General features: G+C 72.0%; 32 protein-coding genes and 1 pseudogene. 31 read left to right on the top strand and 2 right to left on the bottom strand.

The window, feature by feature from the left end; genetic code table 11:
* Positions 1–21 precede the first annotated feature (21 nt).
* Both AB0O53_RS28450 and AB0O53_RS28445 read right to left on the bottom strand, forming a co-directional pair.
* Positions 22–873 (bottom strand): Bax inhibitor-1/YccA family protein, encoded by an 852-nt coding sequence (locus tag AB0O53_RS28450; protein WP_350994201.1) that lies wholly within the window; start codon positions 871–873, stop codon positions 22–24.
* Between the two features lie 336 nt (positions 874–1,209).
* On the bottom strand, positions 1,210–1,617 hold the full coding sequence (locus AB0O53_RS28445; RefSeq protein WP_365199354.1) for a helix-turn-helix domain-containing protein: 408 nt from the start codon (positions 1,615–1,617) through the stop codon (positions 1,210–1,212).
* Positions 1,618–1,779: 162 nt separating this feature from the next.
* Here AB0O53_RS28445 and AB0O53_RS28440 point away from each other — a divergent pair, with 162 nt between their 5' ends.
* The 31 genes and pseudogenes from AB0O53_RS28440 (at position 1,780) to AB0O53_RS28290 (ending at position 18,703) form a co-directional block, all read left to right on the top strand.
* Positions 1,780–2,055: a helix-turn-helix domain-containing protein gene (locus AB0O53_RS28440; RefSeq protein WP_365199351.1), complete on the top strand. Its 276-nt coding sequence runs from the start codon at positions 1,780–1,782 to the stop codon at positions 2,053–2,055.
* On the top strand, positions 2,052–2,327 hold the full coding sequence (locus AB0O53_RS28435; RefSeq protein WP_365199348.1) for a hypothetical protein: 276 nt from the start codon (positions 2,052–2,054) through the stop codon (positions 2,325–2,327). Before AB0O53_RS28440 ends, AB0O53_RS28435 begins: the two co-directional genes overlap by 4 nt.
* Positions 2,328–2,429: 102 nt before the next feature.
* On the top strand, positions 2,430–2,867 hold the full coding sequence (locus tag AB0O53_RS28430) for a hypothetical protein (RefSeq protein WP_365199346.1): 438 nt from the start codon (positions 2,430–2,432) through the stop codon (positions 2,865–2,867).
* A complete protein-coding gene (locus AB0O53_RS28425; RefSeq protein WP_365199343.1) occupies positions 2,864–3,352 on the top strand; it encodes a hypothetical protein in 489 nt (162 codons plus the stop codon). Before AB0O53_RS28430 ends, AB0O53_RS28425 begins: the two co-directional genes overlap by 4 nt.
* Positions 3,342–3,875 carry a hypothetical protein gene (locus AB0O53_RS28420; RefSeq protein ID WP_365199340.1) on the top strand — a complete coding sequence of 178 codons (534 nt, stop codon included), beginning with the start codon at positions 3,342–3,344 and terminating at the stop codon, positions 3,873–3,875. The genes AB0O53_RS28425 and AB0O53_RS28420 overlap by 11 nt, the downstream gene beginning before the upstream one ends.
* Entirely contained in the window at positions 3,872–4,246 is a 375-nt protein-coding gene (locus tag AB0O53_RS28415) for a hypothetical protein (protein ID WP_365199337.1), read from the top strand. Before AB0O53_RS28420 ends, AB0O53_RS28415 begins: the two co-directional genes overlap by 4 nt.
* The gene (locus tag AB0O53_RS28410) at positions 4,243–4,398 is read left to right on the top strand and encodes a hypothetical protein (RefSeq protein ID WP_365199334.1); all 156 of its coding nucleotides are present in this window, start codon (positions 4,243–4,245) and stop codon (positions 4,396–4,398) included. Before AB0O53_RS28415 ends, AB0O53_RS28410 begins: the two co-directional genes overlap by 4 nt.
* Before the next feature lie 217 nt (positions 4,399–4,615).
* Positions 4,616–4,990 (top strand): hypothetical protein, encoded by a 375-nt coding sequence (locus AB0O53_RS28405; RefSeq protein WP_365199331.1) that lies wholly within the window; start codon positions 4,616–4,618, stop codon positions 4,988–4,990.
* A gap of 136 nt (positions 4,991–5,126) precedes the next feature.
* Positions 5,127–6,062 (top strand): hypothetical protein, encoded by a 936-nt coding sequence (locus tag AB0O53_RS28400; protein ID WP_365199328.1) that lies wholly within the window; start codon positions 5,127–5,129, stop codon positions 6,060–6,062.
* A 13-nt stretch (positions 6,063–6,075) separates the two neighbouring features.
* Entirely contained in the window at positions 6,076–6,282 is a 207-nt protein-coding gene (locus AB0O53_RS28395) for a hypothetical protein (protein ID WP_365199325.1), read from the top strand.
* Between the two features lie 12 nt (positions 6,283–6,294).
* On the top strand, positions 6,295–6,615 hold the full coding sequence (locus AB0O53_RS28390) for a hypothetical protein (protein ID WP_365199322.1): 321 nt from the start codon (positions 6,295–6,297) through the stop codon (positions 6,613–6,615).
* Positions 6,603–6,821: a hypothetical protein gene (locus AB0O53_RS28385; RefSeq protein ID WP_365199320.1), complete on the top strand. Its 219-nt coding sequence runs from the start codon at positions 6,603–6,605 to the stop codon at positions 6,819–6,821. The genes AB0O53_RS28390 and AB0O53_RS28385 overlap by 13 nt, the downstream gene beginning before the upstream one ends.
* Positions 6,818–7,180 (top strand): hypothetical protein, encoded by a 363-nt coding sequence (locus tag AB0O53_RS28380; protein ID WP_365199318.1) that lies wholly within the window; start codon positions 6,818–6,820, stop codon positions 7,178–7,180. The genes AB0O53_RS28385 and AB0O53_RS28380 overlap by 4 nt, the downstream gene beginning before the upstream one ends.
* Before the next feature lie 2 nt (positions 7,181–7,182).
* Positions 7,183–7,494, top strand: coding sequence for a hypothetical protein (locus tag AB0O53_RS28375; RefSeq protein WP_365199315.1), 312 nt, complete (start codon positions 7,183–7,185; stop codon positions 7,492–7,494).
* Between the two features lie 10 nt (positions 7,495–7,504).
* Positions 7,505–8,227: a WhiB family transcriptional regulator gene (locus AB0O53_RS28370; RefSeq protein ID WP_365199313.1), complete on the top strand. Its 723-nt coding sequence runs from the start codon at positions 7,505–7,507 to the stop codon at positions 8,225–8,227.
* Positions 8,224–8,706, top strand: a pseudogene (locus AB0O53_RS28365) (DNA cytosine methyltransferase); the annotation flags it as partial. The gene AB0O53_RS28370 and the pseudogene AB0O53_RS28365, both read left to right, overlap by 4 nt.
* A gap of 588 nt (positions 8,707–9,294) precedes the next feature.
* Positions 9,295–9,444, top strand: coding sequence for a hypothetical protein (locus AB0O53_RS28360; protein WP_365199413.1), 150 nt, complete (start codon positions 9,295–9,297; stop codon positions 9,442–9,444).
* 65 nt (positions 9,445–9,509) lie between these two features.
* Complete coding sequence (locus AB0O53_RS28355; RefSeq protein WP_365199312.1) at positions 9,510–9,761, top strand: hypothetical protein; 252 nt, start codon at positions 9,510–9,512, stop codon at positions 9,759–9,761.
* Between the two features lie 65 nt (positions 9,762–9,826).
* Positions 9,827–10,384, top strand: a complete 558-nt coding sequence (locus AB0O53_RS28350; RefSeq protein WP_365199309.1) for a hypothetical protein — start codon at positions 9,827–9,829, stop codon at positions 10,382–10,384.
* On the top strand, positions 10,381–11,022 hold the full coding sequence (locus AB0O53_RS28345) for a hypothetical protein (protein WP_365199308.1): 642 nt from the start codon (positions 10,381–10,383) through the stop codon (positions 11,020–11,022). The genes AB0O53_RS28350 and AB0O53_RS28345 overlap by 4 nt, the downstream gene beginning before the upstream one ends.
* A gap of 35 nt (positions 11,023–11,057) precedes the next feature.
* A complete protein-coding gene (locus AB0O53_RS28340) occupies positions 11,058–11,288 on the top strand; it encodes a hypothetical protein (RefSeq protein WP_365199305.1) in 231 nt (76 codons plus the stop codon).
* Complete coding sequence (locus AB0O53_RS28335) at positions 11,285–11,950, top strand: hypothetical protein (RefSeq protein WP_365199303.1); 666 nt, start codon at positions 11,285–11,287, stop codon at positions 11,948–11,950. The genes AB0O53_RS28340 and AB0O53_RS28335 overlap by 4 nt, the downstream gene beginning before the upstream one ends.
* Before the next feature lie 70 nt (positions 11,951–12,020).
* The gene (locus AB0O53_RS28330; RefSeq protein WP_365199300.1) at positions 12,021–12,482 is read left to right on the top strand and encodes a hypothetical protein; all 462 of its coding nucleotides are present in this window, start codon (positions 12,021–12,023) and stop codon (positions 12,480–12,482) included.
* A 4-nt stretch (positions 12,483–12,486) separates the two neighbouring features.
* Positions 12,487–12,864, top strand: coding sequence for a DUF6221 family protein (locus AB0O53_RS28325; protein WP_365199298.1), 378 nt, complete (start codon positions 12,487–12,489; stop codon positions 12,862–12,864).
* Between the two features lie 169 nt (positions 12,865–13,033).
* The gene (locus tag AB0O53_RS28320; RefSeq protein ID WP_365199294.1) at positions 13,034–13,258 is read left to right on the top strand and encodes a MerR family transcriptional regulator; all 225 of its coding nucleotides are present in this window, start codon (positions 13,034–13,036) and stop codon (positions 13,256–13,258) included.
* 126 nt (positions 13,259–13,384) lie between these two features.
* Positions 13,385–13,645 (top strand): hypothetical protein, encoded by a 261-nt coding sequence (locus tag AB0O53_RS28315; protein WP_365199292.1) that lies wholly within the window; start codon positions 13,385–13,387, stop codon positions 13,643–13,645.
* A 203-nt stretch (positions 13,646–13,848) separates the two neighbouring features.
* The gene (locus tag AB0O53_RS28310) at positions 13,849–13,992 is read left to right on the top strand and encodes an HNH endonuclease signature motif containing protein (RefSeq protein WP_365199290.1); all 144 of its coding nucleotides are present in this window, start codon (positions 13,849–13,851) and stop codon (positions 13,990–13,992) included.
* Positions 13,993–14,176: 184 nt separating this feature from the next.
* Positions 14,177–14,626 (top strand): hypothetical protein, encoded by a 450-nt coding sequence (locus AB0O53_RS28305; RefSeq protein WP_365199287.1) that lies wholly within the window; start codon positions 14,177–14,179, stop codon positions 14,624–14,626.
* On the top strand, positions 14,610–16,244 hold the full coding sequence (locus tag AB0O53_RS28300) for a hypothetical protein (RefSeq protein ID WP_365199284.1): 1,635 nt from the start codon (positions 14,610–14,612) through the stop codon (positions 16,242–16,244). Before AB0O53_RS28305 ends, AB0O53_RS28300 begins: the two co-directional genes overlap by 17 nt.
* 10 nt (positions 16,245–16,254) lie before the next feature.
* Entirely contained in the window at positions 16,255–17,751 is a 1,497-nt protein-coding gene (locus AB0O53_RS28295; protein ID WP_365199281.1) for a phage portal protein, read from the top strand.
* Positions 17,735–18,703 carry a hypothetical protein gene (locus tag AB0O53_RS28290; RefSeq protein ID WP_365199278.1) on the top strand — a complete coding sequence of 323 codons (969 nt, stop codon included), beginning with the start codon at positions 17,735–17,737 and terminating at the stop codon, positions 18,701–18,703. Before AB0O53_RS28295 ends, AB0O53_RS28290 begins: the two co-directional genes overlap by 17 nt.
* The last annotated feature ends 35 nt before the right edge of the window (positions 18,704–18,738 follow it).

Here is an 18,738-nt window from a genome sequence, read left to right as displayed (position 1 = left end):
CCGGACGGCCCGCGGGTGCTGCTAGTCGTCGCCCGAGAGGATCGAGAAGATGCGCAGCATCTCGACGTAGATCCACACCAGGGTCATGGTGAGGGCGAAGGCCGCCAGCCAGGACTCCTCGCGGGGGGCACCGTAGGTGATGCCGTCCTCGACCTGCTTGAAGTCCAGGGCGAGGAAGCAGGCGCCGAGGATGACACCGATGGCGCCGAACAGGAGGCCGAGGCCGCCGCTGCGGAAGCCGAGGCCGTCACCGCCGCCGAAGACCGCGAACAGCGTGTTCACGAGCATCAGCAGGATGAAGCCCAGCGTCGCCGCCATCACGAAGCCGTAGAAGCGGCGGGTGACGCGGATCCAGCGCATCTTGTACGCGAAGAGCACGGCGGCGAAGACGCACATCGTGCCCATCACGGCCTGCATGACCACGCCGGGGCCGAGGTAGGTGCTGACCGCCGCGCTGATGACGCCGAGGAACACGCCCTCGAACGCCGAGTAGGCCAGGATCAGGCCCGGGACGGGCTTGCTCTTGAAGGACTGGATCATCGCGAAGACGAACGCGACCAGGGCGGCGCCGATGCCGATGGCGTACGACGTGCCGAGGTTCTCCGGGTCGACCGGCAGCAGTACCCAGGAGAGCGTCGCCGTCACGATGAGCGTGCCGAGCGTCATGGCCGTACGGCTCACGACGTCGTCCATGGTCATCGCGTTGGTGCGCGCCGGCGCCTGCGGCATACCCGTGGCCGGGTCGGTCGCGTAGGGGTTCGTCGCGTACGGGTTGGTCCCGGCCTGCTGGTGCTGCTGCGCGTCAAAGCCCGCGTAGCCACCGTTGTCGCGGCTGAACCCCCGTCGCGAGAAGACCGGGTTACTGCTCCTCATCTCACTCCTCCGTGGCCACCGAGCGCGGCCTTGCAACAAGAGTAATGCGCTCGCAAAGAAAGCACCCTACTGCTGGAGGAGGATCTTAGGAGAAGGCATGGCGAAGCGCAGGGGATAAACGGCGAAGCCCTGCCGCAACCGCGAGGAGGACCTCGCCAGAGCTGCGGAGTGCCCGGAGCCGGACTTGAACCCGACCCGTTAGGGCCTCTGACCTGGGCGTATGCGATGACCTGCACGTCTCGGCCCGTCTCAGCCCGCCCCGTCCCGCCCTGCCCCGCCTGCACCCGCCTCTGTGTTCCCGCGGGAACACCGGCGGGAACACGCCGTGACACCCGGTCAGCTGGCCTTGCGCCCGTGCTGCACGCCGGGCGGCAGCTGCTCGCCGAGGCGCCGCAGCACTTCTTCACGAACGCGAGCGGGCAGGCCGTCGAGGATGGTGAGGATCGCCTCGACCTGAGGATCCGAGGACGGGGCGAGCGCCGGCTCGGGCGCCGCAGGGATGGGCGCCTCGGCCACGACTGCAGGCTCTCCGCCGGCCTCGGCCACCTCGAACGCCCCGGTCTCCCACTGCAACGCGCGCTCGAGGCCGCGGCGAGTGAGATCACTTCCGGCCTGCTCGCCCTTGCGGATCGCTCGGAGGGTCTCGTACGAGATGCCCGCCTGCTCTGCGAGCTCACGCCAGGTAAGCCCGCGGGCTTGCCTCCGCCTGTTCATCGCGCCATCGAGCCCCGACAGCTCCGGCATCCCTACACCCTTCCACCCGACAGATTCAACGCAGATTAGCGCAGGCGCCTGCGGCCCGTATCAGTACCCGTAAGGGCTCCCGCTGAATCTCCACAGATGCACCTGCACAGATCTGCGCAGATCTGTTGCCACCCCTCTGGAATCTGCGTTAATCTGCGTCGCATGCCACAGAAAGCCGCAGGGGCAACCGCCCTCCGACGTCTCGGCCCGGGGCCGACGCTTCGGCGCCGGCGCCTCAAGCTCGGCCTGACCCTGGTGGAGCTCGCCGACCAGTGCGCCCAGGCCGAAGCGCCGGTTTCCCACTCCCACCTCAGCAAGCTCGAGCGCGGTATGTACGCGCCCCGGCCGCGCCTGCGGTCCGTCCTCATCCGGCTCCTGGCCCTGGACGAGGACCACTTCGAAGCCGACTCCGACACCCCGGAAGGGACCACGGGATGAGCCTTCGGCCGTACAGCATCGAGCACCTGCAGAACTACTCGCTGGAGCAGACGGCCGAGATCCTCGGGTGCCTGCCGCGCTTCCTCGAGGACAACCTCAAGCGCCTCCCGCACCAGAAGATCGGCGCCGCGAAGCCGGTGTTCGCGGCCGAGGACATCCTCGAGATCAAGGCGATGCACCGCGTTCAGCCGGCCCTCGTCGCGGGTGCGCCCGCGCCCACCGCCGGGTCCCTCGCGCAGATCCGGCCCAAGGGCCGACGCCGCGTGAGCTGACCGCCCCGCCTCTCAGCACCTACCCCATGCAAAGGGGCCGCTCCGACTTCCCGGCCCGAGCGACCCCCCGGCATTCCTCAACCCATCGAACCGAGGAACACCATGAGCAACGACAGTACCCTCCCCACCACCGCCGGCCCGCCCCGTACGGCGCAGTCCGCGGTCCTGCTGAACAGGCTGGTCCTGCGCGCCGAGCGCGACCGCGACCTGGCCGTCCTCTTCACCGCTCTGTACTGGACCATCTCGCCGGTGGGCCCGTGGGCCCTGAGCGGCACCCTGTACCCGTACTCGCCGACCCCGAGCGAGGACCACGGCCGGCGCCTCCTGGACCTGGCCGCCGGGCTCTTCGGCGGGACCGCCGCGGAGGAGAGCGAGCGGTACGACGACAAGTACGCATGGCACCAGCTGGAGTTCACGTACGGCGGGCAGCTGGTCAAGCTCCGCGCGGCGGTGCACGTCGAGTCCGTCGAGCAGCAGCTGCGGGCGCGCATCGCCGAGCTGGAGGCGGCCGCCGCCGCAGGCCCGGCGGCATCCCAGTGAGCGGCGTGCTGCGGGTCCGGCACGCGGCCGGCAGGCTGCGCGCCGCGATGGAGCAGGGACTCATCACTCCCGAGGACTTGGCCCAGGCGCTGGAGGACTGCGGGCTGCTGCAGTCCCCGGAGACCGTGCGCGTCGGGGCCCGTGTGGTGCGGCCCGCGACCCTCGTGGAGCGCCACATCGTCGCCTCGGGCGTCGGCGGGGACTCGCCGGCCGCCGCCCTGGCGCGGCGGCTGCGCGAGTCGCAGCCGGACGTCATCGGCACCAACGTGCTGACCGCGTCGGACGTGCAGGTCACCGTCCGCCCGCAGTCGGGGGACTGCCTGCTCTGGTGGCTCGGGCGCTTCAAGGCGGACCCCGAGACCGGGACCGACCAGGGCGGCAACGTGTACGCCGTGCGTGGTCACCACGAAGACGTAACGGTCCACCTGGTGATCATCGGTGACGCCGTCGCCGCCTGGGACGGGACGGTGCGCCGTGCCTCGTGAGCTGCCCTTACTGCTGTTCGCCCTGATCTGCCTCGCCGTGCTGCGCCAGGTGTACCGCGCGACCCGGCGGCTGGAGCGGCAGGAGCCCGGGCGGTTCCCGCCGGTGCCCCTGCCGGCCACCGACTGGTCCAACCCCGGCAGCGGACGACACCGCCGCAACGGCCCGGACGCCTGGGTCGCCTGCCACACCCTCCGCTGCGCCCACCTCACCACCCGCCACACCCACACCCCGGCCGGCCTCGTCTGCGACGAGTGCGGCACCACCAACACCGGAGGGCCCATGGACGACGACTACACCGAGTACGCCGACGGGGTGGACTACCCCACCCGCGAGGAGGAGAAGGCGGCCGAGATCGCGTTGGACGTCGCCGACGAGGAGCGCTGGGCGGCCGAGGAGAAGGAGGCCGAGATCGCTCGTATCAACGCGGAGGAGTGCGGCGCCGAGTTCATCGACGGGTCGTGGACGTACTGCGGGTGTGAGGACTGCGTCGAGCGCAAGGAGCGAGAGGAGTCGGACCTGTGAACGGGTGGTTCGCGTCGCGACGACGCCTGCAGACCGAAGTTGCCTACCTCCGTGCGCAGTTGGAGGAGGAGAGGGCCAAGCCGCGGCTCACCGTCCGGCCCGGGCCGCCCCCGGTGCCCGTCGAGACCACGACCCCGGACGCCATGGAGACCCTGCTGCGCCGGCAGATCCGCATCCTGCGGCAGATGACCACGGTCCCCGGGGCCACGGAGCTGGCCGTCGAGCTGCGGACGTGGCGGGAGCGGGCGGGCAGGCTGGACGCTCTGCTCCTCGCGGCGCAGGCCGCCAACGAGTCGCTGACGCGGGAGCTCGCCGCCGCGCGGGCGCCCGTGGCGCCGTTGCCGGCCCAGAGAGAGCCCGGGCTGGGATGAGCGGCTACCTGCCCGCTCTGGTCCTCCTGGTCCTGCTGTTCACGGGCGTCCTGGCCTGGGCCGTCGGCCTCCTGCTGCTCCTGGTGGTCACGGCCCGCGCCGTGGTGGCCGGGTGGCGGGCGGCCGTGGCCCTGGCGGCCCGCCGCCTGTGACCCGGCGGCCCCCGGCCTGTGAGGCAGCGCTTCTGCCTCACAGCCTGCAGCCCGCCCGCCTGTACCCGTGCGGGTGGCGCTGCGCCCGGCACACCCCCAACGCCCTGGCCGGGCGGCCCGAGACGCCGCCCGGCCCGGGCTGGCCCGCCGGCTCCTACCTCAACCTCCAGACCCCCGCTCCCGACCCGCACCCGCCTGCCCCTCCGGAGGACTGACCATGCCCGCGCCCACCCCGGCCGACCTCGCCGCCTGGATCGTCCGCCCCCCTGTCCTCGCCGGGAGCCACAGGCGGTTCCGCGGCCACTACCTGCAGGCCATCCGCGACGCCCGACTCATCCCTCACACCAAGCTCGTCGGCCTGGTCCTCGGGGCGTACGCGAGCCCCGACGGGCTGATCCCGCCCGGCCGCCAGCCCGGGGTCGCCGGCCTCGTTACGGCCACCGGCCTCACGCCGGGTCTGGTCGTCCTGCAGCTGGGCCTGCTGGAGCAGCGCCAGTGGCTCCAGCGCATCCCCGGCGGCCGGTACGAGACGGAGCCGCTGCGCCTGTCGATCCCGGCCGTCGCAATGGCCCGGATCCGTAGCCGCCAGTGACCCCGCGCCCGCCCGTACTGCAGCACCACCCCAACCCCGAGAGGCTCCCGTGTCCGACGACGAGCAGCCCGACCACAAGAGCGGAGGCGTTCCGCATGCGTACCGGAACGCCATCTTCTGGCGGTGGACGCGCTCGATGCCTCGCACGCTGAAGGGCCCGTTCCTCACCCTGCTCTACGCGTTGGGGGCGGCCGCGAGCACCGATGGCTACATGCGCTTCCGTGACGGCAAGAGGATCCGTATCCAGGACATCGCCGCTGGCGTGGGCTCGAACGAGAAGGACTGCCGCCGGTACCTGAACGCTGCGATCGCGGCCGGTGTGGTGGTGGTGGAGGGCGAGCGCGGCCACGGCCGGCAGGCCCTCTACCGGATCTTCATCCATCCGAACCCCGACTGGTCCGCAGCCGTGGCATCCCTCGCCGAGTCGCAGCCCAAGCCCCGCAAGACGCCCCGCAAGCCAGCGCCCTGGCAGGACCAGGAGAACGGGTCCCCGACACCCGAACCTGAGGCCGCAAGTTCGGGTGACCGACACCCGAACTCGGCTGGCGAAAGTTCGGGTGACCGACACCCGACCGAGTTCGGGCCCCCGACACCCGAACGGTTCGGGTGCCCGACACCCGAACACCCCAGGGTTAGCCAGGTACTACCCCAGGAATCGGCCGCTGTTGGTGACCACCTGACCCTGGGGGGCGCTCCCGACGAGCTCGGCGAACCGCCCGAGTACGACGACCCCGACCCCCCGCCGGCCGAGGCCGATCCCTTCGACGTCGACCCGCCGGCGCCCGCACCACCGCAGTTGACCCTCACGACCCAGCAGCGACGCGACGCGCGAGCCGCTGAGGTCAAGACGAAAAGCGCCGCCAGCAGAGGCCAGATGCCGCTCCTGCTGTCGGTACGCGAACCCGAGCACGTGGCCACGGTCGCCGACGTACGCGCGGCCGCCGAGACCGACCCCGAGGCCGTACGGCGGGCGATCCGCACGCTCGGCCGGACCGAGGCCATCAAGGTCTACGGCTGGCGCCTGGTCTCCCCGCACCTCCGCAACGACAACCCCGACACCGACACCGCCTGAGAGGCCACCCGCCATGCTGACCGCCCTCAACGCCCTGGAGCTCGGCCCGGAGTGGGCCGACGACGCCCACCCGGTGCCCTACGCGGCCCCCGACCCGGTCCCGGCCGCCCGCAGGGCCGCCGACGCCCTGGCCGCCGAGGGCAAGCACGTCCACCTCGTCTCCAACCACCAGGTGGAGTGCCTCAACCACCGCAACTGCGTCCCGCTCCCGGGCATCTGAGGAGGCATCCCGATGCCCAGTGACCACGGTGTCGTCGCCTGCACCAGCTGCCTGCAGGCGATCCGGTGGGCCATCACCGTTGCCGGCCGCCGCCAGGCCGTGAACGCCGAGCCGAACCCGCTCGGCAACGTGGCCGCCTACCGCGACGGCGTCGGCACCCTGCGCGCCCGCACCCTGACCACCGACCGGCCCGATGTCGAGTCGTACGAGCGCCGCTACATGCCGCACGCCGCCACCTGCAGCGCGCCGCCCCGGCCCGGGCGCAGCGGCCGCGGTGCGCCCCGGGAGCGGTCCGGTGTCCGGCCGGTGCGCTGGCAGGGGTGGACGCGGTGAGGCGCCGGCGGATGGGCGTGGTCGCCGAGGCGGTCGCCGCGGTCATCGCCGCGCAGCTGCAGCAGGACCTCGACCACCTCGGCCACCCGGTCCCCGACTCGGTCGCCGCGCTCCTCGCCCGGAACGCCACCGCCGCCGTCCGCGAGGACGGCTGGCACATCTCCCCCGCCCCGCTCGACTCCACCACGACCAGGAGCCCGAAGTGATCATCAACCTGACCGGCAAGCCCGTCCGCGTGTACGGGCCGGACGCCCCCGACGTCATCGCCGACGACCAGCTGGACGGATGCACGGTGTTCCCCGCCGAGGTCCCGCCGGCCCGTATGGCCATCGAGGTCCTCGACGCCGGACAGGAGGCCCTGCACGGGATCCGCACCGTGCCGCTCTACCTGGTCCGTCACAACGTCGCCGGCCTGCCGCCCCGCCGCCCGAACACCCACCTGATCGTCGAGCCGATCGTCGGGGTCGTCAGCCACGGGCGGGCCGACCTCCTCATCCCCCTCGACGAGGTGCACGACGCCACCGGCGCGGCCGTCGGCCACCGCTTCCTCGGCAGCCCCTGCTGACCGTGAGCAGCATCAGCCACGACCACGTCGACGTACTCGCCTCCGCGCTGGAGGAATACCGGGTCCTGGTCCCACCGGACCGGCAGACTCCCGCCGCGGCGGCCGACGTCATCGTCGACTACCTCGCCGACCAGCGTCTGGCCATCCACCCGCCCGGCGACCACACCCGCCTGATCGCCGCCTCGCTGGAGGACTTCCGGGTCCTGGTCCCGCCCGGCCGCCAGACGCCCTCGGCGGCGGCCGCCTTCGTCGCCGAGTACCTGATCGGCTCCAGCCTCACCATCCACCCCGACCCCGCCGACGCCGGCGCTTGAGGAGGTCCCGATGTCCACACTCGTCAGCAACCCCCGCAGCCGCCCCCACGCCGACACGGAGCCCGCCGCCCACTGGGCGGAGCTCGCCCGGTGCCTCAACCGGCGCGCTGACTTCGAGGCGAGCGAGGTCCGTGCCCGGGCCATGTGCGCGGCCTGCCCCGTCAAGATCCAGTGCCTGGACGAGGCCCTGCAGGAGGAAGGCACGTCCGCCCCGGGGTACCGCTCGGAGATCCGGGGCGGCCGCACCCCCCTGGAGCGCGCCGTCCTCGCCGGGTACGTGAGGCCCGCGGCCGCCCCCTCCGGACGGATCGCCGGCGACATGGACAAGGCCGAGCAGTTGCTGCGCGCAGGCCGCAGCGACCGAGAAGTCTCCGATGCCACCGGCGTGGGCCGCCGCTCCGTCAGCAAGCTGCGCAACAAGCTGGGCGTGCCCCCCATCGTCGACCACCGGGGCGCCACCCCGGCGGAGCGGCTCGCCGAGCGCACCCGCCCCGGCCCGGATGGCCACCAGCTGTGGCACGGCAGCGAACACACCCACATCGCCGGGCACAAGATCCGGGGCATCCGCCTCGCCTTCGAGGTGGGCCACGGCCGGCCCGCCGTGGGGGCCGTGAAGCGGCTTTGCGGCACCGAACTGTGCGTGGCCTGGCAGCACCTCGCCGACCGGCCCATGCGTGACGCCCTGGCCGCCCGCAGCGGCGCCCACGCTGTCCCCGCCGGGGCGCGGCCGTGAGCGCGGGAACGCCCCGCATTGGCTCCTGGTGCACCGGCTACGAAGGCCTCGACATGGCCGTCCAGGCCGTATACGGCGGCGAACTCGCCTGGGTCTCCGACATCGACCCCGGCGCCTCCAAGATCCTCGCCCACCACCACCCGACCGTCCCCAACCACGGCGACCTCACCACCACCGACTGGGCCGCCGTCGAACCCGTCGACATCGTCTGCGGCGGCTACCCCTGCCAGCCCTTCTCCACCGCCGGCAAACGGAAAGGAACTGCGGATGAGCGCCACATCTGGCCCCACATCGCGAGCGCCCTTCGCGTACTACGACCCCGAATCGCGATCTTTGAGAACGTCGCAGGGCACCTTCGACTTGGATTTGCCGACGTCCTTGCCGACCTTGCCGGCCTCGGGTTCGATGTCGAGTGGGCGTGTGTACGCGCGTCGGAGGTCGGCGCTCCCCACCAGCGGAACCGCCTCTTCGTCCTCGCCGTCAATCCCGACGCCCCGGGCTCGGGACGCCCGGGGCAAGGGCTTCGAGGACGCCCTGCCGAACGTCGTGGCGCTGCTACCGACACCCCGCACCTCGGACATGAAGGGCGCGGGCGCGCACGGGACCGGGGGGCTGGACCTGCGGACCACGGTGACCCTGCTGCCGACGCCCACCGCCACGCCCTACGGGAACAACCAGTCCGACAGCCCAGGGGCGGCGGTACGGCCGTCACTGAACTCGCTGGCCCCCACCCTGCTGCCGACGCCGAGGGCATCGGACGGCGCGAAGGGCGGCCCGAACCAGCGCGGTTCGAAGGGGGACTTGGCGCTGTCGGCGGCAGTGGTGCGGCTCCTTCCGACACCGACCGTGGCCGACTCGCGGGGCACCCGGAACGCGACTGCCGGCCGGAGGACGCACAACCCGAACGTGCACCTGGGCTGGACCCTCACGGACGTGACCCACTCGGGACAGCTGGATGGGGCCGCTACACCCCCGCCGTGCAGCGTTGGGAGTCCGTCACCGGACGACGTGCCCCCTGGGCAACTGACGATCGGAATCGGCTGAGCCCCGCGTTCGTCGAATGGCTCATGGGGCTCCCCGCCGGCCACGTCACCGCTGTCCCCGGCCTCACCCGCACCCAGCAGCTCCACGCCCTCGGCAACGGCGTCGTACCCCAGCAGGCCGAGGCGGCCATCCGGCTCCTCGCCGAACGGGCCACGGCCGACGCCGCGTTCTGACCGCCCACACCGCCTACCAGCAGGCCCGCAACCGCGCGGGCATCTGACACCACCCAGGAGACCCCATGGCCACCGAGCCCACGCCCGGCACCGTCTACCTCGCCCCGTTCGGCGACACCGTCCTCGTCGCCGGGACCACGCTCACCCACATCACGGCCGTGCCCGTCACGACGCCGCTCAACGCCCTCCGCAGGCGGCCGGCGCAGCCCGCCGGTGACGTCCGCGTGAGCGTGCCGCGGGGCGGAACGGCCGCTGTGTCGATCCCCCGCCGCGCCTTCGCCCTGTACCAGCCCGTCGGCATCGCCCGGCCCGCCTGACCTCGCCGCCGGTCGTCCCGCAACCCGGGACGGCTGGCCCCATCCGCACCGAAGGAGCACCCACCGTGTACGAGTACCGCGACGAGAACGGCACCCGGCTCACCGCCAGCCCGATCGTCTCCTCCGACAGCGACCGATACGTCCGCCTCACCATCACCGAGTGCTGCGCCGCCAGCGTGGACATCAACGTCGACCACATTGAGGAGGCCATCGCCGGGCAGCGCGACGCGGCCCGCCAGACCGGGCCCCGCGCCTCGGAAGAGCAGGCCGCCGCGCAGGAACCCGACTTCGGGCCCTCGCCCCGCCGCTTCCACATGTACCGCCACACCGACGTCTCCGGCGTCTCCGGGACGGGCGTGGTCGCCGACGGCGTGCTGTGGCCCGACGGGACCGCCTCGGTCCGCTGGCGCGGCGACCACCCCAGCGTCGTCTTCTGGGACCGCGGCCAGGTCAGCGTCGACCACGTCCACGGGCACGGCGGCGCCACCGAAATCGTGTGGCTCGACGGGGCGCAGGCCTCCAAGCCCGCCGCCTACACGCTCCACTTCGACACCGCCCCGCTCGCCGACACGATCCGCAACATCGCCCGGCGCGGGCCCGGCGAAGCAGGGATGACGCTGTGACCGACCTCCTCGCCCCCTTCATCGTCTGGTGCGCCATCAGCGCCCTCGCCGGCCTCGTCCTCGGCTGCCTCGGCTACCGCGCCAACCGCCACAAGGACGCTGCCACGGCCCCCGATAGGGGCGGACGCCACACCGCCAGCACCATCACCGACGACGCCCTCGACGCCCTGTACGACCGCATCGACTACCTCGCCGGGTCCACAGCCGCCCTGGAGACCTACGCCGCCGAGCAGCGCGAGCGCGCCGAGCAGGCCGGGGCCGAGCTCGCCGCGTTCCACGAGGGCGAGGAGCCGCAGCCTGACTGGCGCGCCACGTCCACGCCGGCGCAGTGGATCTGGCTTTGGAACCGAGCCACGCTGGAGCAGCGCCTCGACGTCGCTGCCCGGTTCGCGGCCAACGGTGCGACGGCCCAGGAGTGCGTCCTCATGAACCACAGGGCGACCGTTGAGGAAGTCCGCCGGATTCGGGCCGCCGTCGCCCGCGTCCGCGCCGCGCATCCGGAGACCGCTGACGGCCGGTGCGGCGACTGCCTCGTTCCCTGGCCCTGCCCGGACATCTGTCGCCTCGACGGCCCGCCCGGCTGCCGCAACTGCGGCGAGTACCACACCCCGATCACCGACCGCCCCCAGGGGCTCTGACGTCCCCTCCCTGCCCAGCTGAACGGAGATCCCTCATGACCCAGCCCGCCACGTCGATGGTCGCCGTCGACGGCACCGACGCCCTTGCCTTCGTCATCATCCGGCCCGGCTCCACCGAGGGCGGGGTGTCCATCGAGGCCGCCGCCAAGGGCATGGGCAAGGCCGCGGCCGCCTACGTCCTGCGCCACGTCGCCGACTGCTTCGAGAAGGAAGCCGCCGCCGAGGACGCCATCCGCAGCACCCAGCCGAACGGGAACAACCGATGACCACCTGCCTGTGCCGTACCGAGCTGCGAGACGGCTTCCTGTGCGCGCGCTGCCGCAGTGCCACCGCGGGCCGCCTGCGCCGGCTGCCCGTCCTCTACCGGCTCCTGCAGCCCGAGCTGCAGCCCGCGGCCGGAGCTCCCTCGTACGGCAGGGTCCGCCTCGTCGAAGCCCCGATGCCCGCCATGGGCCTCGTCCTGAGCCTGCGTGGCCCGGGCGGCATCGTCAGCGTCCTCGAGGACTGGTGGAGCGCGATGCAGGCCTCACGCAGCGGCTCGGCGCCCGTCATCACCGGCACGTACGACGAGCGCGCCATCCGGGCCGCCAAGCAGCTGACCTTCCACCTCGACTACCTGGCCAACGACTGGGACCAGGGCACCCAGTTCGCCAAGGAGATCCGCTCACTCGACGAGACGGCCATGGACATCGTCTGCCCGCACGACACCCTCGAGCGCGGCACCCTGCTCGGCCCGTGCCCGGCCGAGCAGGCCGACGGCACCGTGTGCGGGGCCACCCTGCGGCACTACCGCAGCAGCATGAGCCGGGTCACCTGCCCGTGGTGCAGCTCGGTGTACCCCACGCACTCCTGGGCCCGCCTCAAGGCCTGGATCGACCACGACCGCGAAGACCGCGAGCAGGAGGACCAGGAGCTGCTCGCCGGATAGCCCGCGCCCCACCCCGGCCGGGCCTTCCGCGACCGCGACAGGCCCGGCCCCGACCGCGACAGGAACACCCATGACCCGCCCCACCGCCGCAGCTGTCGCGCAGCGTCGCGCACGTGTCGCGGAGCTGACCCGCGACAACAGCCGCACCATCCGCGACATCGCCGCCGAGCTCGGTGTCCACAAGGACGTCGTCTACCGCGACAGGCTCGTCAACGCCGCGACAGCGGCCGCGACAGCCACCACCCCTGACCGCGACACCCCCGCCAGCACCGCGACACGGCGCGCCCTCTACCGCGACAAGGCAGGTCAGGCCGCCGACGCCATGGCGGCGCTGCGCGCGGCAGTGACCGCGACAGCAGCCGCCCGGCCGGCCTACCAGATCCTCGTCGACGACGAGACCGCCGCGCACTGGATCGCCCAGCTCCGCGAGGACGTTGCGACACTCGCCGCTGTCGCGGACAGCTTCCGCGACTATTACCCCTACCTGACCGACCCGACCGCGACACCACCCAGCAGCCAGACGACAGGATGACGACATGGCTCTCGTGCAGTTCCTCCGCGCACGCCTCGACGAGGACGAGCAGATCGCGCTGTCCCACCGCCAGTGGTCCCCGGACTGGTACTTCGACGACACGGCAGGCGAGATCCGTGACTCCGTGAACAGGGGAACCGTGGCGTTCGTTCCAGCTGAGCTGGACGCAACCCACATCGCCCGCCATGATCCGGCGCGCGCTCTCGCCGAGGTCGAAGCCAAGCGGCGCATCATCGCCGACTACGAGCGCTACGTTGCCGAGCGCCGCCGCGCCATGGGCGGTTGGGATTCCTACCCTGGCGAGTCACCCATCCTGGCCGCACTGGCTGCCGTATACGCCGACCATCCGGACTACCGCGACGACTGGCGGCCCAGCACCTGACCGCGGTACCCGGGCATGTCAGACCCCGCCCGTACCGTCGAGGCATCCCATACGCGCGTGCGTGGCTGCTGGCGCTACTCGGGACCGAGGCCCCGCCCGACCACCATCGGGCGGGGCTTCCTGCTGCACCTTGGCCACGTCCGCCGGCCGCTCGGCGAGACTGGTCCGCATGGAGTACCTAGCCCTTCCGCCCGGACTGGTCACCACGACGACTGCCGCCCTCGCCTGCGGGGTGCGGCCAGCCACCATCCGCGACTGGGTGCGCCGCGGCCTCCTCACCCGGGTCGGCGGCACGCCCAAGCGCCCCATCTACCGCCTGGCCGACGTCCTCGCCGCCCATGCCGCGCCCAAGCCCAGCAGGCCCGGACAGCGGGCCGTTGATCATGTCGCTTGACACTCGAACATTGGCGCGCCACGATTTGCGCGTACAGCCATGCCCAGATGCAGGCTGACCAGGACACACACGAGGCCTCGACCACGCAATGCGGTCGGGGCCTTTGCCATGCCCTAGGAGGCTGGGATGCACGCTGGCTACCCGGATCGTGACCGCGCACTGCGACACGTTCACCGCACGCGCGCCACATACCTGTACGCGCGCTTCCCTCAGCGGCACATCCTCGGCATGCCGTGCTGCGATCGCGGCTTCCTGACGCTGGGCAACGACCACGACAACACCTGCTTTGCGGCCGTCAAGCGCCTACAGGGAGCTGTCGAGCAGATGGCCGGCAGGATCCGCATGGCCTATGAGGGCCACGGCGTTCCCCATACCTACCGCGTATGAGGAAGGCCATGCAGGTATGCCCAACGCCTGGCTGTCCCACCCTCACCCCCCAGGGTCGTTGCCCCTCATGCCGAGCCAAGGCCGAGGCAGCCAGGCCAGCGCACAAGGATGCAGGACGTAACACGCGGTGGCGCAACGCCAGCGCGCTGTACCTCGTCGACCATCCGTACTGCGAGTGCCCGGCCTGCTCTCTACTCCCTCCCTTGCAGCGCGACATCGCGACCGAGGTGGATCACATCGACGGACTCGGTCCGCTCGGTCCGCGTGGCTTCGACCCCGAGAACTGGCAGGCCATGAGCAAGAGCCATCACAGCAGGAAGACCGCTTATGAAACTTGGGGATTCTGATCACAATTTGTGACCGACCCAGGGGGGTGACTCCGGCCGGCCCCGGGGGGCCCAGACGCGGGGGAGGGCGCCGGGTGGTCCGTCAGGTTCAAAGGGTCCCCAGCCGTCACGCAATGTGACGTCGATCGGTGCCGTGCAACGCGGCCGAGGAGTGATCAACATGCCCCGTGGTGGAGCTCGCGCCGTGTCCGGCCCGGCACCCGACCCGAACGCGCTGCGGCGCGACCGGAAGACCGACGCCGCCGGCTGGCGGACCCTGCCCGCCGACGGCCGGGTGGCCGAGGTGCCGGACTGGCCCCTGACCGAGGCCACCGACCGGGAACACGAGGTGTGGCTGGACCTGTGGGAGAAGCCGCAGGCCCTGATGTGGGAGGAGCTCGGCCAGGCCCTCGAGGTGGCGCTGTTCGTCCGGACCCTGGCGGAGGCCGAGCAGCCGGACGCGCGGGTCGACGTCAAGAAGATGGTGCGCGGCTACCTCGACAGCCTCGGGCTGAGCGTGCAGGGCATGCTCCGCAACCGGTGGAAGATCGCCCCGGCCGTCCCGGTGCCCGTCGAGAGCAGCGACGCTCCCGCCGTACGGCGGCCGTCGGCCCGCGACCGCCTCAAGGTCGTGCCCAGTGGCCCGGGCGGCTGACGCGGCCGCCGAGTTCGTCGTCGACTTCCCCACCCTGTGGGTCGTTGCGGACTGGATCGAGGAGCACTGCCCCGTCCCGGACGGGTTCCGCCGCGGCGAGCGCATGGAGATGTACCCGTGGCAGCTGTGGTGCACCGTCAATCACTACCGGGTCAAGCCGCGGGCCCGTGTGGGTCAGCTGGCGCCGGCGTTCCACTACCGCCGCTCGCAGGTCGTCGCGCCGCAGAAGACGGGCAAGGGTCCGTGGTCGGCGGCCCTGGTCCTGGCCGAGGCTGCGGGCCCGGTGGTGTTCGCCGGGTGGGCCAAGGGCGGGGAGCGGTACGAGTGCGCGGATCACGGCTGTGACTGCGGCTGGTGGTACGTGTACGGCGCGGGCGAGCCGATGGGTACGCCGTGGCCGACGCCGCTGATCCAGCTGACGGCTACCTCCGAGGACCAGGTCGCGAACGTCTACCGGCCGCTGCAGTCGATGGTGAAGCTCGGCGCGCTGGCGGGGCGGATGCGGGTGGGCGAGGAGTTCACCCGCGTCGGCGACGAGGGCCGCATCGACGTCGTGACGTCCTCGGCGCTGTCCCGGCTCGGCAACCCGATCATCTTCGCCCTGCAGGACGAGACCGGCCTGTACAACACGGCGAACAAGCTGCGCCGCGTCGCCGAGACTCAGCGCCGCGGCTGCGCCGGCATGGGCGGCCGGTCCATGGAGACGACGAACGGCTGGGACCCGTCGGAGAACTCCGTCGCCCAGACGACGTCGGAGGCGAAGGCCCGGGACATCTTCCGGTATCACCCGCAGGCCCCCAAGTCCCTGTCGTACAGGGACAAGCGGCAGCGTCGGAAGATCCACAGCATCGTCTACGCCGGGTCCACGCACGTCGACCTCGACGCGATCGAGGCCGAGGCCGCCGAGATCATGGAGAAGGACGAGGCGCAGGCCGAGCGGTTCTTCGGCAACCGGTGCGTGGCCGGGTCGGCGTCGTGGCTGGACGTCGCGAAGTGGGCGGCGAAGGAGAAGCGCCGGCGGGTCCGGCCGACGACCCGCATCGTGCTCGGTTTCGACGGCTCGGACTCGGACGACTGGACGGCGATCCGGGCCGAGACGATGGACGGCTATCAGTTCACCCCGCTGTACGGGCCGGAGGACGAGCCGACCATCTGGAACCCGGCTGACTACGGCGGCCAGGTCCCGCGCGCCGAGGTCCGCGCCGCGATGGACCAGCTGATGAACCGCTACGACGTGGTCCGCCTGTACGCGGATCCGCCGTACTGGGACACCGAGATCGACGAGTGGGTCGACCTGTACGGGGAGGAGCGCGTCATCCGCTGGCACACCCGCCGCATCGTGCAGATGCACTCCGCCTGCGAGCGGCTCAAGACCGACGTGATCAAACGCAACAGCGCCGGGGCCTCGTTCACGCATGACGGGTGCGAGATCACCGCCGGGCACCTGGCGAACGCGCGCGCGGCCGCCCGCCCGATGGACCGGTACGTGCTTCGCAAGGCGTCACCGCCCCAGAAGATCGACGCGGTGATCCCGTCCGTCCTGGCGCACGAGGCCCTCGGCGACGTGATCGCGGCGGGCCTGGCCGAGCGCGAAGAGTCCTACTACTACGGCAGCTGAGGAGGGCCAGGTGGCCACAGAACAGGAAGCCCTCCGGCTGGTCGCGCTGCTGGAGAGCGAGCTCATCCGGCGGCGCGGCGCGATCGACATGCACAACGGCTACTACCGCGGGGACGGCCGGCTGAAGTTCGCCTCGAAGGAGTTCGCCAAGTTCCACGGCGAGCGCTACAAGGACTTCTCCGACAACTGGGTGCAGGTCGTCGCCGACGCCCCGGTGGAGCGGCTGGTCGTCACCGGGTTCGTCGCCGACGGGGAGCTGTCGGCGGACAAGGACCTGTGGAAGGTGTGGCAGGTCAACGGGTTGGACGCCGACTCGCAGCTGGGGTTCCTCGGCGCGATCACCGGCGCCCGCACGTTCGTCCTGGTCTGGGGCGACCCGGACAACCCCGACATGCCGGTGGTCACCTTCGAGGACGCCTCACAGTGCGTCATCGCCTACGAGGCCGGGTCGCGCCGCAACCGGCGGGCCGCGCTCAAGCGCTGGCAGGACGGCGGCGACGACTTCGCGACGCTGTACCTGCCGGACCAGGTGTGGAAGTTCCGCCGGCCCCTGCAGCGGCAGGACAAGTCGCCGCAGATGGCCGACGTCGACGAGGAGCTCAAGCGGTGGCAGCCGCGGGAGATGAGGGACGAGCCGAACCCGCAGCCGAACCCCATGGGCGTGGTACCGATGGTGGAGCTCCCCAACAAGCCGATGCTGGTGGAAGACCCGATCTCCGACGTCGCCGGCGTGATCGCCATGCAGGACGCCATCAACCTGGTGTGGGCGCAGCTGTTCACCGCCTCCGACGCGGCGTCCTGGCCGCAGCGCGTCATCATGGGCGCCGAGCGGCCGACCATTCCCAAGCTGAACGCGGCCGGGGAGATCGTGGGCAAGCAGCCCGTCGACCTGGAGAAGTTCCAGATCGACCGCGTCGCGTGGATCACCGGCAAGGACGCCCGGATCGCCGAGTGGCAGGCCGCGAACCTGGCGATGTACACCGGGATCATCGAGGTCGCCGTCGGCCACGTCGCCGCCCAGTCCCGGACCCCGCAGCACTACCTGATCGGGAAGATGGCGAACATCGGGGAGGGGACGCTCCTCGCCGCCGAGACCGGTCTGGTCAAGCGGTGCGACGAGAAGACGCTGTGGTTCGGGCAGGGCCTGCGGGAGATGGCCCGGCTGATCGCCCTGGCCAAGGGCGAGGACGCCAAGGCCGAAGCGATGCGCTCGGGCCGGGTGCTGTGGGCGGAGACCGAGTCCCGCAGTCACGCGCAGCTCGCGGACGCGCTGCTGAAGTTGAAGCAGCTGGGGTTCCCCTTCGAGTGGCTGGCCCTGCGCTACGGCCTCACGCCGACCGAGGTCGCGGCCGTGATCGGCATGAAGGCGCAGGAGCTGGAGGCGGACCCGGTCGCGGAGATCACCCGCATGATGACCGGGCAGCCCGGCCCGGCCGCGGCCGCCGAGCCGGCCGACGAGGAGGAGCAGGAGCAGGACGAGGAGGACGACCGTGCCCCCGTCGGCTGAGTCCGCCGCGCACATGGAGGCCCGGGCGAGGCTGGCCGCCGCGACGTCGCGGGGCGTGCGCGCGCTGTGGGGCCGGGTGGACCGCGACAACATTCACGCCTCCTGGCTGGAGCTGCTCCTGAATGTGGTGTCGGTCGTCTCGGGCGGGCAGCTGGCCGCGGCCTCGACGACCGAGCCGTGGCTGCAGTCCCTCCTCGGCGACGACCCGGACCGCGCGAGCTCCGACCGGCTGGTGCCGTCCTCCCTCGTCGGCGTCACCGGCAACGGGCTGCCGCTGGCCGACGTCCTGATGTCCCCGATGTGGTCGGCGCTGCGGCTGGTCACCGCCGGCGTTCCCGTCGTCCACGCGCTGGCCCGCGGGCAGGCCCTCCTCGACCTGATCGTCCGGACGACGATCGCGGACACCGGGCGGGCCGCCGACTCGGTCGGCATGATCTCCCGCCCGGCTGTCACCTCCTACGTGCGGGTCGTCGAGGCCGGCGCCTGCAACCGGTGTGTGATCCTCGCCGGCCGCGAGTACGGCGTCTCCTCCGCGTTCGCCCGCCACCCGCGCTGTCACTGCAGCATGGAGCCGGTCACGCGCGAGCACCGGCCGACACCGACCAGCCCCGCCGACGTCTACGCCAAGATGACCGACGCCCAGCGCCGCAAGACGTTCGGCGAGGCCGCGGTGAAGGCCATCGCCGCCGGCGCCGACATCGCCCAGGTCGTCAACGCCCGCCGCGGCATGACCTCCGCGACCGTGTACGGGCGCACCGTGCAGGCCACCACCGAGGGCACCACCCGCCGCGGCCTGGCCGGCCAGCGTCGGAAGAACTTCGAGAAGCTGCCCGGCAACCGGTACCGCACCGCCAGGACGCCTCGGCTCATGCCCGAGGAGATCTACCGCCAGGCCCGTGGCGATCGCGAGCACGCGATTCGGCTGCTGCGGCGCAACGGCTACCTCACCTGACCCGCGCCCGCGCGCAACGCGCACGCGCAAACCCC

Origin of the sequence: Streptomyces erythrochromogenes (assembly GCF_040684695.1) — a bacterium.
In the GTDB taxonomy this organism is placed as follows: Bacteria; Actinomycetota; Actinomycetes; order Streptomycetales; family Streptomycetaceae; genus Streptomyces; species Streptomyces erythrochromogenes_C.
Note: the sequence above shows the minus strand (reverse complement) of the source record. Positions and strands in the feature narration are given on the sequence as shown.

What these genes read in the sequence shown, in the direction of transcription:
- AB0O53_RS28435 (WP_365199348.1), top strand. Translation starts at nt 2,052, where the DNA reads ATGAGCCTTCGGCCGTACAGCATCGAGCACCTGCAGAACTACTCGCTG.
- AB0O53_RS28410 (WP_365199334.1), top strand. Translation starts at nt 4,243, where the DNA reads ATGAGCGGCTACCTGCCCGCTCTGGTCCTCCTGGTCCTGCTGTTCACG.
- AB0O53_RS28440 (WP_365199351.1), top strand. Translation starts at nt 1,780, where the DNA reads ATGCCACAGAAAGCCGCAGGGGCAACCGCCCTCCGACGTCTCGGCCCG.
- AB0O53_RS28325 (WP_365199298.1), top strand. Translation starts at nt 12,487, where the DNA reads ATGGCTCTCGTGCAGTTCCTCCGCGCACGCCTCGACGAGGACGAGCAG.
- AB0O53_RS28320 (WP_365199294.1), top strand. Translation starts at nt 13,034, where the DNA reads ATGGAGTACCTAGCCCTTCCGCCCGGACTGGTCACCACGACGACTGCC.
- AB0O53_RS28315 (WP_365199292.1), top strand. Translation starts at nt 13,385, where the DNA reads ATGCACGCTGGCTACCCGGATCGTGACCGCGCACTGCGACACGTTCAC.
- AB0O53_RS28390 (WP_365199322.1), top strand. Translation starts at nt 6,295, where the DNA reads ATGCCCAGTGACCACGGTGTCGTCGCCTGCACCAGCTGCCTGCAGGCG.
- AB0O53_RS28335 (WP_365199303.1), top strand. Translation starts at nt 11,285, where the DNA reads ATGACCACCTGCCTGTGCCGTACCGAGCTGCGAGACGGCTTCCTGTGC.
- AB0O53_RS28445 (WP_365199354.1), bottom strand. Translation starts at nt 1,617, where the DNA reads ATGCCGGAGCTGTCGGGGCTCGATGGCGCGATGAACAGGCGGAGGCAA.
- AB0O53_RS28355 (WP_365199312.1), top strand. Translation starts at nt 9,510, where the DNA reads ATGGCCACCGAGCCCACGCCCGGCACCGTCTACCTCGCCCCGTTCGGC.
- AB0O53_RS28340 (WP_365199305.1), top strand. Translation starts at nt 11,058, where the DNA reads ATGACCCAGCCCGCCACGTCGATGGTCGCCGTCGACGGCACCGACGCC.
- AB0O53_RS28400 (WP_365199328.1), top strand. Translation starts at nt 5,127, where the DNA reads ATGCCTCGCACGCTGAAGGGCCCGTTCCTCACCCTGCTCTACGCGTTG.
- AB0O53_RS28405 (WP_365199331.1), top strand. Translation starts at nt 4,616, where the DNA reads ATGCCCGCGCCCACCCCGGCCGACCTCGCCGCCTGGATCGTCCGCCCC.
- AB0O53_RS28330 (WP_365199300.1), top strand. Translation starts at nt 12,021, where the DNA reads ATGACCCGCCCCACCGCCGCAGCTGTCGCGCAGCGTCGCGCACGTGTC.
- AB0O53_RS28430 (WP_365199346.1), top strand. Translation starts at nt 2,430, where the DNA reads ATGAGCAACGACAGTACCCTCCCCACCACCGCCGGCCCGCCCCGTACG.
- AB0O53_RS28360 (WP_365199413.1), top strand. Translation starts at nt 9,295, where the DNA reads ATGGGGCTCCCCGCCGGCCACGTCACCGCTGTCCCCGGCCTCACCCGC.
- AB0O53_RS28395 (WP_365199325.1), top strand. Translation starts at nt 6,076, where the DNA reads ATGCTGACCGCCCTCAACGCCCTGGAGCTCGGCCCGGAGTGGGCCGAC.
- AB0O53_RS28450 (WP_350994201.1), bottom strand. Translation starts at nt 873, where the DNA reads ATGAGGAGCAGTAACCCGGTCTTCTCGCGACGGGGGTTCAGCCGCGAC.
- AB0O53_RS28370 (WP_365199313.1), top strand. Translation starts at nt 7,505, where the DNA reads ATGTCCACACTCGTCAGCAACCCCCGCAGCCGCCCCCACGCCGACACG.